Annotated in this window: 10 protein-coding genes; 5 read left to right on the top strand and 5 right to left on the bottom strand. The window is 70.1% G+C overall.

Features of this window, described 5'->3' with window-relative positions; translation table 11 throughout:
* Window positions 1–77: 77 nt before the first annotated feature.
* From ACWDR3_RS31035 to ACWDR3_RS31045, 3 genes are all read right to left on the bottom strand, one after another.
* Window positions 78–1,112, bottom strand: coding sequence for an ABC transporter permease (locus ACWDR3_RS31035; RefSeq protein WP_450355891.1), 1,035 nt, complete (start codon window positions 1,110–1,112; stop codon window positions 78–80).
* Between the two features lie 655 nt (window positions 1,113–1,767).
* The gene (gene typA, locus ACWDR3_RS31040) at window positions 1,768–3,675 is read right to left on the bottom strand and encodes a translational GTPase TypA (protein WP_450355892.1); all 1,908 of its coding nucleotides are present in this window, start codon (window positions 3,673–3,675) and stop codon (window positions 1,768–1,770) included.
* Between the two features lie 272 nt (window positions 3,676–3,947).
* Complete coding sequence (locus tag ACWDR3_RS31045; RefSeq protein ID WP_450355893.1) at window positions 3,948–6,149, bottom strand: ABC transporter family substrate-binding protein; 2,202 nt, start codon at window positions 6,147–6,149, stop codon at window positions 3,948–3,950.
* Between the two features lie 441 nt (window positions 6,150–6,590).
* Here ACWDR3_RS31045 and ACWDR3_RS31050 point away from each other — a divergent pair, with 441 nt between their 5' ends.
* From ACWDR3_RS31050 to ACWDR3_RS31065, 4 genes are read left to right on the top strand one after another with little or no spacing between them, the layout of a single operon-like run.
* Window positions 6,591–6,881 (top strand): hypothetical protein, encoded by a 291-nt coding sequence (locus ACWDR3_RS31050; protein WP_123997959.1) that lies wholly within the window; start codon window positions 6,591–6,593, stop codon window positions 6,879–6,881.
* A 19-nt stretch (window positions 6,882–6,900) separates the two neighbouring features.
* On the top strand, window positions 6,901–7,722 hold the full coding sequence (locus ACWDR3_RS31055; protein ID WP_450355894.1) for a hypothetical protein: 822 nt from the start codon (window positions 6,901–6,903) through the stop codon (window positions 7,720–7,722).
* Window positions 7,722–9,665 (top strand): fumarate reductase/succinate dehydrogenase flavoprotein subunit, encoded by a 1,944-nt coding sequence (locus ACWDR3_RS31060; protein ID WP_450355895.1) that lies wholly within the window; start codon window positions 7,722–7,724, stop codon window positions 9,663–9,665. The genes ACWDR3_RS31055 and ACWDR3_RS31060 overlap by 1 nt, the downstream gene beginning before the upstream one ends.
* Window positions 9,662–10,438 carry a succinate dehydrogenase/fumarate reductase iron-sulfur subunit gene (locus ACWDR3_RS31065; RefSeq protein ID WP_123997962.1) on the top strand — a complete coding sequence of 259 codons (777 nt, stop codon included), beginning with the start codon at window positions 9,662–9,664 and terminating at the stop codon, window positions 10,436–10,438. Before ACWDR3_RS31060 ends, ACWDR3_RS31065 begins: the two co-directional genes overlap by 4 nt.
* 20 nt (window positions 10,439–10,458) lie before the next feature.
* On the opposite strand, the gene ACWDR3_RS31070 is transcribed toward ACWDR3_RS31065, so the two are convergent.
* Window positions 10,459–11,619, bottom strand: coding sequence for a hypothetical protein (locus ACWDR3_RS31070; protein WP_450355896.1), 1,161 nt, complete (start codon window positions 11,617–11,619; stop codon window positions 10,459–10,461).
* A 12-nt stretch (window positions 11,620–11,631) separates the two neighbouring features.
* Between ACWDR3_RS31070 and ACWDR3_RS31075 the strand changes: the two genes are divergently transcribed.
* Entirely contained in the window at window positions 11,632–13,236 is a 1,605-nt protein-coding gene (locus ACWDR3_RS31075; protein WP_450355897.1) for a hypothetical protein, read from the top strand.
* A gap of 33 nt (window positions 13,237–13,269) precedes the next feature.
* Here the strand turns inward: ACWDR3_RS31075 and ACWDR3_RS31080 are convergent.
* Window positions 13,270–15,701: SpoIIE family protein phosphatase (locus ACWDR3_RS31080; RefSeq protein ID WP_450355898.1), on the bottom strand; the 2,432-nt coding region annotated here is incomplete at its 5' end.

Raw genomic sequence — 15,701 nt, forward strand, 5'->3', positions numbered from 1 at the left:
TCCACCCATCTGTGTGTCACCAGTGCAATCAGGAATTACCGTGCGGTATCCGGGCGAGGACGCCCACAAACTGCCGTTCAGCGCGACGACTTGGGGTCGAAGGCGTCCCGGACAGAGTCCCCGAGCAGGTTGAACGCGACGACGAAGATGATCATCGAGACGCCGGGGAAGAACATGTAGGTGATGTCGTTCTGCTGTACGAGCTCGGTCGACGCCTTGGAGAACATCTGGCCCCAGTCGGGCGTCGGTTCGACGATCCCGACACCGAGGAACGACAGACCGGCCTCGATCGTCACGAAGTTCGGCAGCATGTAGGTGGACTGCACCAGCAGCGGAGTCACCACATTGGGCAGGATCTCCCGGCGGATGATCCGCCACGGGGAGGCCCCGCTCACCTTGGCCGCCTCGATGAACTCCCGTTCCCGCAGGGCGAGTGTGGTGCCGCGCAGGATGCGCGCGAGGCTCATCCAGCCGAGCACCCACTGCACCACGATCAGCGCGACCACCCGGACATAGGTCGGGGTCTCGTCCGTAGGACTCACGAACAACGAGACCACGACGGGCATGCTGGCGATGAAGAACAGCTGGGAGGGGAAGGCGAGCAGGAAGTCGATCACGCGGCCGATGGAGTAGTCGGTCTTGCCGCCGACGTAGCCCGCCGTCACACCGAGCAGGATGCCGGTGATGATCACGGCGAGGGTGACGGTGATCGAGATCATCAGCGAGGTGCGGATGCCGTAGATCAACTTGGTGAACACGTCGTAGCCGTTGCCGGGTTCGAGACCGAACCAGAACTCGCTGCTGATACCGCCGTTGGGCTGCACCGGCACACCCGCGCTGTCGAACAGCTCGGGGCGTTCGTCCGCGTAGACGGTGTACGGGTCCTTGCCGTACAGCTTCGCGATCAGGGGCGCGGCGAGCGCGATCACGAAGAAGAACAGCACTACACAGGCCGAGATGACGCCGGTGCGGTCCCGCTTGAAGCGGATCCACATCAGCTGGCCGGGAGAGCGGCCCACGAGTTTCTCGGCCTCGGGCTGCGCCGGAGGCTGTGGGGCGCCGTCGACGACGACCGACGTACCGCCGCCTTCAACGTCGAGAGGACTTGTCACAGTTGGCCCATTTCACAGGTGTGGGTGTGCCGAGCCGGCGACCGGCGCAGGGTGTGCGCGATCGCGGAACGGATCATGAAGAAGCGTGGGGGGAACCCCGAGGAGGCCGGAAAACCCGCAGCCGGACGCGCGTAGGCGTTGGCCCGCGTTAAACGGCCGGCAAAATCCTCAGACTGAACCGCCGTATGCGCGAGGGCAATTGGCGACGACGGACGGCGTGGCCCACCTGGTGTTCGTGACACCGCGCATGGGGCTCCTCCTCATGACTCCACGTATTCACCGAACGGGAGGGGGCACACGTCTGTCCTCCGACACCCCTGACGGAGGGTCAGACACCCCCATGGTGCTCGCGAGCCGGTGCTGTCCCCACAGCACGAGACCCATTGACCCGAGCGCTACGCGGCTAACTATCTGCCATGAGCCATGCACCGACCACTGTCTTCAAATCTCAATTCGGTCACAGCTGACGCGTACATCTTCCAAAATCTGGACAAACTGTTCGGGAGGAGAAGGCCGCGAAACGGACGTGTTACATGGGTATCGGGCGGGGATCTCCGCAATACGGACACCGGTCGCCGAAAAATCGGTTGCAAAAAGCCCGGGCGCCCCCAAGATGGAGACGCCCGGGCCCTGTTTGGCCGATAGTCGACCTTCGTCAGCCGTGCTTGGCCCGGCTCGCGGAGCGGGCACGCTCGCGGCCGTCCAGCACCACCTTGCGAATGCGAACGGACTCCGGGGTCACCTCGACGCACTCGTCGTCGCGGCAGAACTCCAGCGACTGCTCCAGCGAGAGCTTGCGCGGCGGGACGATCGCCTCGAACGAATCGGCCGAGGACGACCGCATGTTGGTGAGCTTCTTCTCCTTGGTGATGTTCACGTCCATGTCGTCGGAGCGCGAGTTCTCGCCGACGATCATGCCCTCGTACACCTCGGTGCCGGGGTCGGTGAACAGCACACCGCGCTCCTGGAGATTCGTCATCGCGAACGCGGTGACGGCACCGGCGCGGTCGGCGACCAGCGAGCCGTTGTTACGGGTGGTCAGCGTGCCGAACCACGGCTCGTGGCCCTCGTGGATGGAGTGCGCGATGCCCGTGCCGCGCGTGCCGGTCAGGAACTCGGTACGGAAGCCGATGAGCCCGCGGGAGGGCACGACGAACTCCATGCGGACCCAGCCCGAGCCGTGGTTGGACATGTTGTCCATCCGGCCCTTGCGGACGCCCATGAGCTGCGTGACCGCGCCCATGTGCTCCTCGGGCACGTCGATCGTCATGCGCTCGACCGGCTCGTAGACCTTGCCCTCGACGTCCTTGGTGACGACCTGGGGCTTGCCGACGGTCAGTTCGTAGCCCTCGCGGCGCATCTGCTCCACCAGGATGGCCAGCGCCAGCTCACCGCGGCCCTGCACCTCCCAGGCGTCGGGGCGCTCGGTGTCGAACACGCGGAGCGAGACGTTGCCGATCAGCTCGCGGTCCAGGCGGTCCTTGACCTGACGGGCGGTGACCTTGCGGTCCTTGACCGCGGCCTTCGCGGAGGCGCCCTTGCCGGTGCCGCCGCGGCCGACCAGCGGCGAGGTGTTGGTGCCGATGGTCATCGAGATCGCCGGCTCGTCGACCGTGATCAGCGGCAGCGGGATCGGGTTCTCGGGGTCGGCGAGCGTCTCGCCGATCATGATGTCCGGGATACCGGCCACGGCGCAGATGTCACCGGGGCCCGCCATCTCGGCCGGCTTGCGGGTGAGCGCCTCGGTCATCAGCAGCTCGGTGATGCGCACGCTGGACATCGTGCCGTCGCGCTTGATCCACGTGACGGTCTGGCCCTTGCGCAGCTCGCCCTGCTCGACCCGGAGCAGCGCGATACGGCCGAGGAAGTTGTCGGCGTCCAGGTTGGTGACGTGCGCCTGGAGCGGGGCCGCCTCGTCGAACTGGGGGGCCGGGACGTGCGCCAGGATCGTGGAGAAGAAGGGCTCCAGGCTGTCGCTGTCCTGCGGGACCGTGCCGTCCTCGGGCTTGGTCAGCGAGGCCACGCCGTCACGCGCACACGCGTAGACGATGGGGAACTCGATCTGCTCCTCGTCCGCGTCCAGGTCCAGGAAGAGGTCGTAGGTCTCGTTGACGACCTCGTCGATCCGGGAGTCGGGGCGGTCGGTCTTGTTGATGCACAGGATGACCGGCAGCCGCTGCTGGAGCGCCTTGCGCAGCACGAAACGGGTCTGCGGCAGCGGGCCCTCGGAGGCGTCGACGAGCAGCACCACCGCGTCCACCATCGACAGACCGCGCTCGACCTCGCCGCCGAAGTCGGCGTGGCCCGGGGTGTCGATGATGTTGATGGTGATGACATCGCTGCCATCCTTCGGGTGGTACTTGACGGCCGTGTTCTTGGCCAGGATCGTGATGCCCTTCTCACGCTCCAGGTCGTTCGAGTCCATCATGCGGTCGTCGAGCGACTCGGCGGCATGCGCGGCGAAGGCACCGGCCTGCTTGAGCATGGCGTCGACCAGGGTGGTCTTGCCATGGTCGACGTGGGCGACGATGGCTACGTTGCGGATGTCGTGGCGCGTGGCCATGGTGTGGCGTTCTCCCGGAGTGTGAGGAAGGCCTACGCGTACATCTGTGTTACGCGGACCCTGCCGGGCTGGACACGCCACGGCCTCACCCCATCCTACGGGCCCCAGCCAGGCGCGGCCTCCGCGGGCCGCTGCGCGGACCGCTCCGCGGGTTCGGCGGCCCCTGTTCCCCGCCCTCCGTACGCAGGCCGCCGCCCCGCTGGAACGCGGGGCGGCGGCCTTGGTCACATTCGTCGGACGCGTACAGGCTCCAGTCCTTGTCCGGGGTGGCCCTAGTCCTTGTCCGGGCTCGCCGAGGGGCGCTTCGCGCCCTTCCTCAGGAAGCCCATGTCCTCGTAGACCGGGGTCTGGAAGCCGAAGGCGCCGGCGTTGACCAGGTCCTTCCTGCTCGCCGTGAGCTGGGGGCGCTGGTAGAGCGGGATCGAGCCGGCGGCGGCCCAGATGCGGGAGTCGGCCTTGCGCAGCAGGTCGGCGCTCTCACCGCCGTCCAGCGTGCCGACGGCCTGGTCGAAGAGCTGGTCGACCTGGTCGGTGCCGACCCGGGTGTAGTTCTGCTCGACGTTGAGCGACCCGTCGGCGGCCGGCACCGGCTTGGCGTACACGGGCCGGGCGTCGGTGGCGGGGAAGGCGGAGGCGGGCCAGGAGTACAGCGCGAGGTCGTACTGACCGGACGCGATGTGGTCCTTGAAGTAGCTGTCGTCGGAGACCTTGATGATCTCGGTCCGGATGCCGACCCGGTCCAGCATCGCGCTGATCCGGTCCGCGACCGTGCGCAGGGTCGCCGAGCCCTCCCCTGACGGGAGCACGAAGCGGAGCGCGAGCGGCTTGCCGTTCTTGGCCAGCGGCGCCGCCGCGGCACCCGGCGCGGGGGTGCCCTTGGGGGCGTACGCCCCGGGTGCGCCGCCCTGCTTCACCTGCTTCTCGGCGTACTGCTTGCCGTCGGCGAGGTGCGTGCCGCCCTTGTCCCCGCCGCTCTTCTTCTCGTGCGCGCCCTGATGGTCCTTGGGGTCGGCCCTGCGCTCCCACTCGGGTTCCTGGGGCGCCTTGTCGTCCTCGCCGACGATGTACGTGCCCTCGTCGCCGCCCGCGGACTCGTCGTCGGCCTTCTTGCCCTCGGGCCCGGCGCCCTTCTCCCCCTTCTTCTTCTCTTCCTTCAGAGGCCCGCCGGACACCCACCCGGCATCCGCGAGCAGCGCCTGCGCCTCGCCCGTGTCCTGCCCGCCGAGCGCGCCACTGTTGTCGGCGTAGGCGGCCTGCCCGGACAGCGCGAGGTGACTGCCGACCGGAACCGCGGGCAGCCCCAACGGCCCGAGAACGGCCTTGGCGAGCGCCTTCCGGTCCAGGGCCCGGGCCACGGCCCGGCGCACCCGCTCATCGGCGAGCGGCCCTTCGGAACCGTTGAGGGCGAGCTGGGTGAAGGCGGGCTCCAGCGACTTGCGGACCTCGAAGCCGCGCAACGCCTCCTGCTGCTTCTCGTACTTGGCGCCCTTCTTGCCCTGCTTCTTCAGCTGCTTCAGGGACTTCGCGGCGGCCCGCCCGGAGCCGGGCTCCGCCATCGGCGAGGCCCCCTGCAACGGCGTGTTCGTGCCCCCGGTCCGCCCCGCCAGGTTGATCCGGTCGGCCGCCGAGGGGTCGATCTCGGCCAGGTCGATCTTCCCGTCGGCCAGCGCGGCGGCCCGCTCGTCCCGCGGTACGGCCTTCAGGACGATCTCGGAGAGCTTGGCGGGGTGGCCCCACCAGCGCGGATTACGGGCGAGGGTGACCTGGTCGTCCTTGCGGTCGACCTTCTTGACGACGAAGGGCCCGGCCGTGACCTTGAGCTTCCTGCGCGCCCCGTCGTTGAACGAGTCCGGGGTACCCATGACGCCCTTGGGGTACAGCGGCGAGAACAGCGACTTCCAGTCGGCGTACGCCCGCCCGAAGGTGACCCTGACCTCCAGGTCGTTGGCCCCGCGCTCGATCTTCTCGATGCGCTCGTACCCGGCGTTGCGGGCTGTCCAGTACGCACTGTCCTTCCCTGCCAGGGCGCGCCACTGCGCGGCGAAGTCGGCGGCCCCGATCTCCCGGCCGTCGCTCCACACCGCCTGCTGGTTCAGCTTGTACAGCACGACCTGCTTGGGCTCGGTCTCGACGACCTTGGCGGACTCCAGGTAGTCGCCGTCCACCTGCGGACGCCCGTCCGCGTCCAGCCGGTACATGCTCGGCAGCGTCGCCTGCGCGATCCGCCCGGTGACCGGGTCGGCGTCCGACTGGAACGTGTTCAGCGTCTCCGGTACGTCGTCCACGGCCCACCGCAGCGTGCCGCCGTCGGCGACCAGCTCGCGGCCCGCCGGCGCGATCTCCTGCCCGGCGAGCGGCTTGCCCGCCGAGTCCTCGGAACTGCACCCGGCGACCGCCGGCACCGCGAGCACGCCCGCGGTAAGGAAGGCGACCGAGCGCATGACCGCGCGCAGTCCGACGCCGTCGTGGGCCATCTCGTCTACCTCCGGGAGTGGGCCGCCGCAAACGATCACATTTGGCGGTATATGGAGCTGATCAGATCTATGCCGCCACTGAAGAGGAAAGGGTTCGGCAGACCGGGCCGACACGGCGAGAAGCCCCCGGAACCCCACCCATGCGGCGCAACGGCTCTGATCCTGGGGGTCTGTTCCTGCGGCCCTGTGCCGACGGCTCTGTGGGTCGCCGGTCCATGCAACTTCCAGCCCGTCCGGCGTTTGAGGACGAGGCCCCTGGGCCGACGGGGGTCTGGGGGCGCAGCCCCCAGGGACGCACGCCCCCACCGCACCCGCACAAGACAACGCACCGAACCCAATACGTGCACACCGCTTCCCACCGAGAGGTGTGACGCGCAACACTCGCAGGCGCATGAACGTTTACGTCCAGGGCACAGCCGCCCGCGGAAGTGAGGAAACGTCATGTCCGTGCACGACGAACTGACGCATGTCCAGCGCAGTCTCGACGAGCTGTTCCGGTCGGTAGGCCGACTGGAGAAGCAGCTCGGCACAGCAGGCCTGGAGATGCGGCGCGTCCGCGCCGACGCCAACCACCTGCGCGAGAGCGTCGCCCTGCTGCGCGACGCCGCCTCCGCCCCGACCGCACCCAAGCGCCCCGATCTCCTCCCCATGTCCGACGCCCCGTACGACAACAGCCTGTGGACGGACTCGGACGACGAGGGACTCGGCGCCCGCGACCGCCGAGCCCCCTGAACCCGACCGGAGTCATGAGTTGGCCACTGGTACGGAACCCCATCCGAACAGCGGCGGCGTACGCACCGGTACGCGCGCCGCGATCGACGCGAACCACCTGCGCACCGACCGGTGGTGGCTGGCCCCCGCCGTCACCGCCGCGGGACTGCTGGCGTTCATCGTGTACTCGACGTGGCGGGCCTTCGCCGACACGAACTACTACTCGGCGCCGTACGTCTCGCCGTTCTACTCGCCCTGTCTGGCCGACCGCTGCGCGACCATGCACAACGGCCCCAACGCGGATCTCTTCGGCAGCTGGTGGGGCATCTCGCCCGCGATCATCATCCTGATCTTCCCGCTGGGCTTCCGACTGACCTGCTACTACTACCGCAAGGCCTACTACCGGGGCTTCTGGGCGTCCCCGCCGGCCTGCGCGGTGGCCGAGCCGCACAAGAAGTACTCGGGCGAGACGCGCTTCCCGCTGATCCTGCAGAACGTCCACCGGTACTTCTTCTACGCGGCCCTGCTGGTCGCGGGCACGCTCACCTACGACACCGTGCTGACCTTCCGGGACGAGCACTACAACTGGGGCCACATGGGCCTGGGCACCGTCGTCTTCCTGGCCAACATCGTGCTGATCTGGGCGTACACGCTGTCCTGCCACTCCTGCCGGCACATCGTCGGCGGCAAGCTCAAGCACTTCTCCAAGCATCCCGTGCGCTACAAGGCGTGGAAGTTCGTGGGGAAGCTGAACAACCGTCATATGCAGCTCGCCTGGGCGTCGTTGATCAGCGTGGCAGCTGCCGATTTCTACGTGTACCTGGTCGCCTCCGGCGCTTTCGATGATCCGAGGTTCTTCTGATGTCCGTGGTCGACCGACAGGAGTGGGACGTCGTCGTGGTCGGCGCCGGTGGCGCTGGCCTGCGGGCCGCCATCGAGGCGCGCGAGCGCGGCGCCCGTACGGCCGTGATCTGCAAGTCGCTGTTCGGCAAGGCGCACACGGTGATGGCCGAGGGCGGCATCGCGGCGGCGATGGGCAACGTCAACTCCGGTGACAACTGGGAGGTCCACTTCCGCGACACCATGCGCGGCGGCAAGTTCCTCAACCAGTGGCGGATGGCGGAGCTGCACGCGGGCGAAGCCCCGGACCGCGTATGGGAGTTGGAGACCTGGGGCGCGCTCTTCGACCGCACGAAGGACGGCCGCATCTCGCAGCGCAACTTCGGCGGCCACGAGTACCCGCGTCTCGCGCACGTCGGCGACCGCACCGGCCTGGAGCTGATCCGCACCCTCCAGCAGAAGATCGTCTCCCTCCAGCAGGAGGACTTCCGCGAGACCGGCGACTACGAGTCCCGCCTGAAGGTCTTTCAGGAGTGCACGATCACAAGAGTGTTGAAAGAAGGCAACCGCGTCTCCGGAGTCTTCGGCTACGAGCGCGAGTCCGGCCGCTTCTTCGTCATCGAGGCGCCCTCCGTGGTGATCGCGACCGGCGGCATCGGCAAGTCGTTCAAGGTGACGTCGAACTCGTGGGAGTACACGGGCGACGGCCACGCCCTGGCGCTGCTCGCCGGAGCGCCCCTGCTCAACATGGAGTTCGTGCAGTTCCACCCCACGGGCATGGTCTGGCCGCCGTCGGTGAAGGGCATCCTGGTCACCGAGTCGGTCCGCGGCGACGGCGGGGTGCTGCGCAACTCCGACGGAAAACGCTTCATGTTCGACTACATCCCCGACGTCTTCAAGGAGAAATACGCCCAGTCCGAGGAGGAGGGCGACCGCTGGTACGAGGACCCGGACCACAACCGGCGCCCACCGGAACTGCTCCCCCGTGACGAGGTCGCCCGCGCGATCAACTCCGAGGTGAAGGCGGGCCGCGGCTCCCCGCACGGCGGTGTCTTCCTGGACGTCTCCACCCGCATGCCGGCCGAGGTCATCCGGCGCCGACTGCCGTCCATGTACCACCAGTTCAAGGAGCTGGCGGACGTCGACATCACGGCGGAGGCGATGGAGGTCGGGCCCACCTGTCACTACGTGATGGGCGGCATCGCGGTCGAGTCCGACACGGCCGCCGCGCGCGGGGTGCCGGGGCTGTTCGCGGCCGGCGAGGTGGCCGGCGGCATGCACGGCTCCAACCGGCTGGGCGGCAACTCCCTCTCCGACCTGCTGGTGTTCGGCCGTCGCGCCGGCTGGCACGCGGCCGAGTACGCGGCGGGCCTGACGGACGCGCGCCCACCGGTGGACGAGGAGCAGATCGACAACGCGGCCGCGGAGGCCCTGCGCCCCTTCTCCGCCGAGGGCCCCGCGCCCGGCGCGGACGACGGACGCCCGCCGGAGAACCCGTACACCCTGCACCAGGAGCTCCAGCAGGCCATGAACGACCTGGTCGGCATCATCCGCCGCGAGGCCGAGATGGAGCAGGCGCTGGAGAAACTGGCGGATCTCCGGGTACGGGCCCGGCGGGCCGGCGTCGAGGGGCACCGGCAGTTCAACCCCGGCTGGCACCTCTCCCTGGACCTGCGCAACATGCTGCTGGTCAGCGAGTGCGTGGCCCGCGCCGCGCTGGAGCGCACGGAGTCGCGCGGCGGCCACACCCGCGAGGACCACCCCGCGATGGACCGCAAGTGGCGCAACATCAACCTCCTGTGCGCGCTCACCGACCCCACGGGCGGCCTGGTCGAGACGGACCCCGTCAGCGGCCAGATCACCCTCACCCGCGAGACCACCGAACCCATCCGCGCCGACCTGCTCGCCCTCTTCGAGAAAGAGGAGCTGGTCAAGTACCTCGCCGAAGAGGAGTTCTACGAGTGAGCAGCTATGAGGCCGCCTTCAAGGTGTGGCGCGGTGACGTCAAGGGCGGGGGCCTGGAGGACTTCAAGATCGAGGTCAACGACGGTGAGGTGGTGCTCGACATCATCCACCGGCTCCAGGCCACTCAGACCCCCGACCTCGCCGTGCGCTGGAACTGCAAGGCGGGCAAGTGCGGTTCGTGCTCCGCGGAGATCAACGGGCGTCCGCGGCTGATGTGCATGACCCGGATGTCGGTCTTCACGCGGGACGAGACGATCACGGTGACGCCCCTGCGCGCCTTCCCGGTCATCCGCGACCTGGTCACGGACGTCGGCTTCAACTACCAGAAGGCCAGGGAGGTTCCGTCCTTCGTACCGCCCGCCGAGCTCGGTCCCGGTGAGTACCGCATGTTCCAGGAGGACGTGGACCGCTCGCAGGAGTTCCGCAAGTGCATCGAGTGCTTCCTGTGCCAGGACACCTGCCATGTGGTCCGCGACCACGAGGAGAACAAGACGGCGTTCGCGGGACCCCGATTCCTCATGCGGGTCGCGGAGTTGGACATGCACCCGCTGGACGCGGCCGAGTCCACCGGTCTGGACCGCAAGGCCACCGCCCAGGAGGAACACGGCCTCGGCTACTGCAACATCACCAAGTGCTGCTCCGAGGTCTGCCCCGAGGGCATCCACATCACGGACAACGCCCTGATCCCCTTGAAGGAAAGGGCGGTCGACCGCAAGTACGACCCTCTGGTGTGGCTGGGCTCGAAGATCAGGAGGCGCCCGGCAGAGGGCTGAGCACTACGGGTACACACGGCTCAGGACGTGTGTACCCAGTCCTTCCGGTAGGCCGTCCAGTCGTCTTCCGTGGCGGCGAAGTCGACGTACAGGGCCACGCCGAAGCGGGCGCGGTCGGCGTCCGTGCGGGTCAGGCCGAGGCGGACGCCCCGAACGGCGGCGGGGACCGTCTCGGCGGCGGCGCGGTGGCCGAACTTGTTCTCGTGGAAGAACGGCAGGCCCATCAGCAGGTCGGTGGAGTCCGGGGTCACTTCGAGGGCGAGCGAGGTCTGCTGGGCGACGTAACCGCCGTACAGGCTCTCCAACGGCTGCGAGGTGTCGTACGACATCACCGCGATCTGGTCGACGCGGCGCGCGACCTGTCCGAAGTACGCCTGCGACCACCACTTGGGGTGTCCGGTGAGCGTGCCGGCGACGCTGTGCAGTGCGGGGAGCGGGTCGATCTGGTGGGCGGCGACGGAGAGCGGGACGCCGGCGGCCGTGGTGACCCGGTGCAGTTCGTCGAGGAGGGCGAGGTAGTCGCGGTCGCCGGAGTGCAGGGGTTCCAGGTCGAAGTGGGCGCCGTCGAAGCCTGCGGCCAGGATCTGCCGGGTGGAGGCGACGACGGCCGCCCTGGTCGCCGCGCGGCCCAGGCGCAGCCCGTCGGGTGACTCGGTGGCGAGTTCGTCGCCGAGCCAGGCCTGTACGCGGATGCCGGGTGCGGCGGCATGCACGGCCTTGATCAGCCAACGCGCCTTGGGATAAAGGGATTTGGGGAGCGTGCCGTCGTGCTCCAGCGGCCCGGCATGGACGTACAGGTCTCGGATGCCGGTGCCTCCCAGGCGGCGGGCGAGGGCGGCGACGTCCGCGTCCGTCTTCCGGCCGTCGACCCAGGCGTGGCCGAGCCAGATCGCGTCACGGTACCGGGTGTACGTGCCGCTCGCCGGGTCGCCGGCGTAGTTGAGACGGAGGGCGGTCCCGGCGGCGAGGACGGGGAGGAGGAGGGCCAGGAGCAGGGCGAGGGCGAGAAGGCGAAGGCGGCGGTGCCGTGGCCTGCGCGGCCTCTCGGGCGCGGCAGACCCCTCGTCCTCGCCGGCGCCCTCGACGGACTCGTCCTTCTCTTCCTGTTCCTGCACGCGTCCCCCTCGGTCCTCGGCCCCACCCTTGCCCCACCCCGGTCGCGCGCCCGCATTCCTGCTCATACGCTCCGAAATGTGACGTCATCCTTGATTCGGGGTCGGCCGCGGCGGGCCGGGCGGGCCCACATATCCGTGCGGGTGGTGCACACCCTGGTGGGCGGTCTCGCCGGCGTGGTGTGGCTGGTGCTGCCGGGGATGACGATCAACGCGGCCGCTCCGGTTCCGGCGGCCCGCACGACCCAGGACACGGCGACGGCGAGCAAGACCGCGACCGCCGCGCAGGAGGAGGACGAGAAGTCCACCGTGGACCTGGTGCTGCCGCTCGTCGCCGTGGGAGCCGCGATCGTGCTCGCCGGGTACGGATACGTACGGCGCACCCGCCGGGCGAAGACCCGGACCACCCCCGCACGAATATCCGCCCTCCCCTCCCCCACCGAACCCCCGCTCCCCGAACTCGACGAGCGCGCAAGGGTGTTGCTCACCGAGGCCGACGACTGGGTGCGCACCAGCCGGGAGGAACTCGGCTTCGCGACGGCACGGTTCGGAGAGGCGGCTACCGAACCCTTCACGAAGGTGCTGCGGGACGCCGAGGCGGAACTCTCGGCCGCGTTCCGCATGCGCGGGCAGTACGACGACGGCGTACCGGAGGACGGGACGGCCCGGCGCCACGCGCTCGCGGGCATCGTCGGGCGATGCCAGGAGGCGGGGCGGGTGCTGGACGCCGAGACCCCTGCCTTCGACCGGTTGCGGGGCCTGGAGCGGGGCGTGGGCGAGAGCCTGGCGATCGCGGAGACCCGGTTCCGGGAACTGGCAGGCCGCACCGGCACCACGGAGACGACACTCACGGAACTCGCCGACCGGTACGGCCCGGCCGCGGTCGACCGTGTCACGGGCTATGTCGAACACGCCAAGGACCGCCTCGTCTTCACCACCTCCCGCCTCAACGAGTCCCGCCAGTCGGCCGACCGGGGCGAGAGCCGGCGCGCGATCCGCCACCTGCGCGAGGCCGAGGGCGCGGTGACGCAGGCGGCCGAGTTCATCGACACCGTCGACCACCTGGCCACCGACCTGACGAGAGCCGACGGCTTGCTCCCGACGACCCTGACGGGCGCGGAGGCGGAACTGACGGAGGCACGGGGCGCTGCACAGGAAGCGACGGTCAAAGAAGGTCGGGCAGCGCGAGTGCTCCCCTCCGAGCTCCACGCCCGTCTCTCCCGGGCCGACCTCGTCCTGGCCGCCGTACGGGAAGAGGTGACCGGTGGGCCGTACGACCCGCTCGACGCGCTGCGGAGGGTCGTGGGGGCGGTGGTGCCGGTCGTCGGTGGGCGGGGCGGGGTGCTGGGGGTGGCCGCGTCGCTCGTGGCGGGGGCGAGTGTGCGCGGTGCGGACGGTTTCGTCTCGACGCATCGAGGTGTCGTCGGCGTCGACGCCCGGACGCGGCTCGCGGCGGCGGTACGGCTCCTCGGCGCGGACCCGCTCGCCGCCGACGCCCTGGCCCGCGAGGCCCGTGCGCTCGCGGAGCGGGACGTACGGGCGCACGGCAATCCGGTCGCGGGCGCGGCCGAACACGCGAGCGGCCTCGCGGGGGCGGTCCTCGGCGAGGTGCTGCTGGCCGGGGGCACGCCCCCGAGCTTCGGCGGGCCGCGCACCAGGGCCCGGCACACCGACGGCGACTCCTGAGCCCGCCCCTCTTGCCGCCCTGCTGCCCGTCCCTCAGAACAGGCTCAGCAACGCCTCCGCCGGATCCGTCAGGCCCGTCTCCCCGTCCGGCAGCGGGAGTTCGAACCACACCGTCTTGCCGCGAGGCGTCCGGCGCGAACCCCAGGCCGCGCTCAGCAGACCGACCAGTTGGAGGCCCCGGCCGCCCTCGTCCGTGTCGCGGGCGCGGCGGCGGCGGGGCTGGACCAGGCCGGAGTCCCAGACCTCGCAGACGAGGGTGCGGTCGAGGAGGAGCCGGAGTCTGATGTCACCCTCGCCGTAGCGGAGGGCGTTGGTGACCAGTTCACTGACCAGGAGTTCCGTGGTGTCGACCAGGGGTTCCAGGTCCCAGGTCAGGAGCTGGCCGCGGGCGTACTCGCGGGCCTTGCCGACGCTGCGGGGCTCGCGCGGGAGGGTCCAGTCGCCGACCGAGTCGGCGGGCAGGCCTTGGACGCGGGCCATGAGGAGGGCGATGTCGTCCTCGCCGTGGTGGCTGTCGAGGGTGTTGAGGACGTGGTCGCAGACGTCCTCCAGCGGGAGGGTGGGGTCGGTGAGCGCGCCGACGAACGCCTGGAGGCCCTCGTCGAGAGGGTGGTCGCGGGACTCGACCAGTCCATCCGTGTAGAGCGCGAGCAGCGCGCCCTCGGGCAGTTCGACCTCCACCTCCTCGAACGGCTCCCCGCCCACCCCGAGCGGCATCCCCGGCGGCACGTCGAGCATCAGCGCGTCCTCGCCGGGCTCGACCAGGACGGGCGGCAGATGGCCCGCGTTGGCGAAGGTGCAGCGGCGGGTGACGGAGTCGTAGACGGCGTAGACACAGGTCGCGAGGTACACCTCGGAGAGGTCGGCCTCGCGGGGGCGGCGCGCGGCGCGCGTGGCCTGCTGGACACCGCCGGGGGCGCCGAGGCCGCGGGCGATCTCGTCCAACGCGCTGAGGACTTCCGCCGGTTCGAGGTCGAGCAGGGCCAGCGTGCGGACGGCGGACCGGAGTTCACCCATCGCCACCGCAGCGCGCAGCCCGCGGCCCATGACGTCACCGACCACCAACGCCGTGCGGTGCCCGGGCAGTTCGATGACGTCGAACCAGTCGCCGCCGACCTCGCTGGGCCGGTCGGCGGAGGAGTTGCCGGGCAGATAGCGACAGGCGATGTCGAGGCCGGAGGCGACCGGGTCGCCGGGCGGCAGCAGAGACCGTTGCAGTATCAACGCCCGCTCGTGCTCCCGCCGGTACAGCCGCGCGTTGTCGATACAGACCGCGGCCCGCGCGGCCAGTTCCACGGCGAGATCCCGGTCCCGGTCCCCGAACGGCTCGCTCCCCTTGGTCCGCGCGAACTGCGCGAGTCCTACGACGGTGTCGTGGGCGACCATCGGCACGGCCAGCGTGGACTGGACGAGGCCGCCCTCCTCGGGCGGGATGCTCTGCGTGCGGGCGGTGCGCAGGGCGTCCGCGCACAGCGAGTTGAACGAGAAGTGGTGCACGGCGCCGACCGCGACGGGGTCGCCCGAGCCGGGCAACGGCGCGTCCGAGACGGCGCTGGCGAAGGCGACCCGGCGCAGCTCCGCGCTGCCGTCGGCGAGGCCCGGCGGGGTCTCGTCGCCGGCCAGCAGCCCCTGGTAGAGGTCGACGGTGGCGAGGTCGCAGAAGCCGGGGACGACGACGTCGAGGAGTTCGCGGGCCGTGGTCTCCAGGTCGAGGGAGTTGCCGATGCGGGCGCCGGCCTCGTTCAGAAGGGCGAGATTGCGCCGTGCTGCGGCCGCTTCCCGGGCCGCCGCACGGCGGGCGGTGATGTCGGTTCCGAGCCAGGCGATGCCGATGGGGCGGCCGCTGCCGCTGTGCACGCGGTAGAGGTTGATGGACCAGTGCCGGCGCTCGTCGGAGCCCGGCAGAAAGCCGGTGACGTGCATGTCCGTGATGGAGTCGCCGGTCTCCAGGACCCGGCGCAGGGTCGCGGTGACCCGCTCGGCCTCGGGGCGCGGCAGATAGTCGGACACGCCCATGCCGCGGTGGTCGTCGGGCGTACCGCCGAAGAGGCTGGCGAACCGCATGTTGGCGCGGCGGACCCGCAGGTCCGGGTCGATGAGCAGAAACCCGAAAGGAGATTGGCCGAAAATCGCCTGCGAGGCGGCGAGGTCGGTCTCGATGCTGCGCAGAGTACGCACGTCCACGACGATGCAGACGGCGGCCTTCTCGCCCTCCTCGGTCCGCGTCGGCATGACGTAGACCTCGGCGAGGCCCTCCCGTCCGCCCTCGCCGTCGGCCGTCTCCGGCACCCGGAAGGGGACCACTCCGGTCCACTCGCGCCCGTCGAGGATCTCGGCCATCTTCCGCTGGCCCTGCTCGCGCAGGTCGGAGTCGATGAACGCCTCGATGGGGTCCATGCCGACGGCGTGCTCGGCGGGGATCCCGAAGAGCTGCTCGGCGCGCAGGCTCCACTGGTCGACCAGCC

It is taken from the genome of Streptomyces sp. NPDC001002 (assembly GCF_053599215.1).

Bases quoted from the DNA above. Each gene is read 5' to 3' on its own strand.
- typA (WP_450355892.1), bottom strand. From the start codon at position 3,675: ATGGCCACGCGCCACGACATCCGCAACGTAGCCATCGTCGCCCACGTC.
- ACWDR3_RS31045 (WP_450355893.1), bottom strand. From the start codon at position 6,149: ATGGCCCACGACGGCGTCGGACTGCGCGCGGTCATGCGCTCGGTCGCC.
- ACWDR3_RS31050 (WP_123997959.1), top strand. From the start codon at position 6,591: ATGTCCGTGCACGACGAACTGACGCATGTCCAGCGCAGTCTCGACGAG.
- ACWDR3_RS31060 (WP_450355895.1), top strand. From the start codon at position 7,722: ATGTCCGTGGTCGACCGACAGGAGTGGGACGTCGTCGTGGTCGGCGCC.
- ACWDR3_RS31070 (WP_450355896.1), bottom strand. From the start codon at position 11,619: ATGAGCAGGAATGCGGGCGCGCGACCGGGGTGGGGCAAGGGTGGGGCC.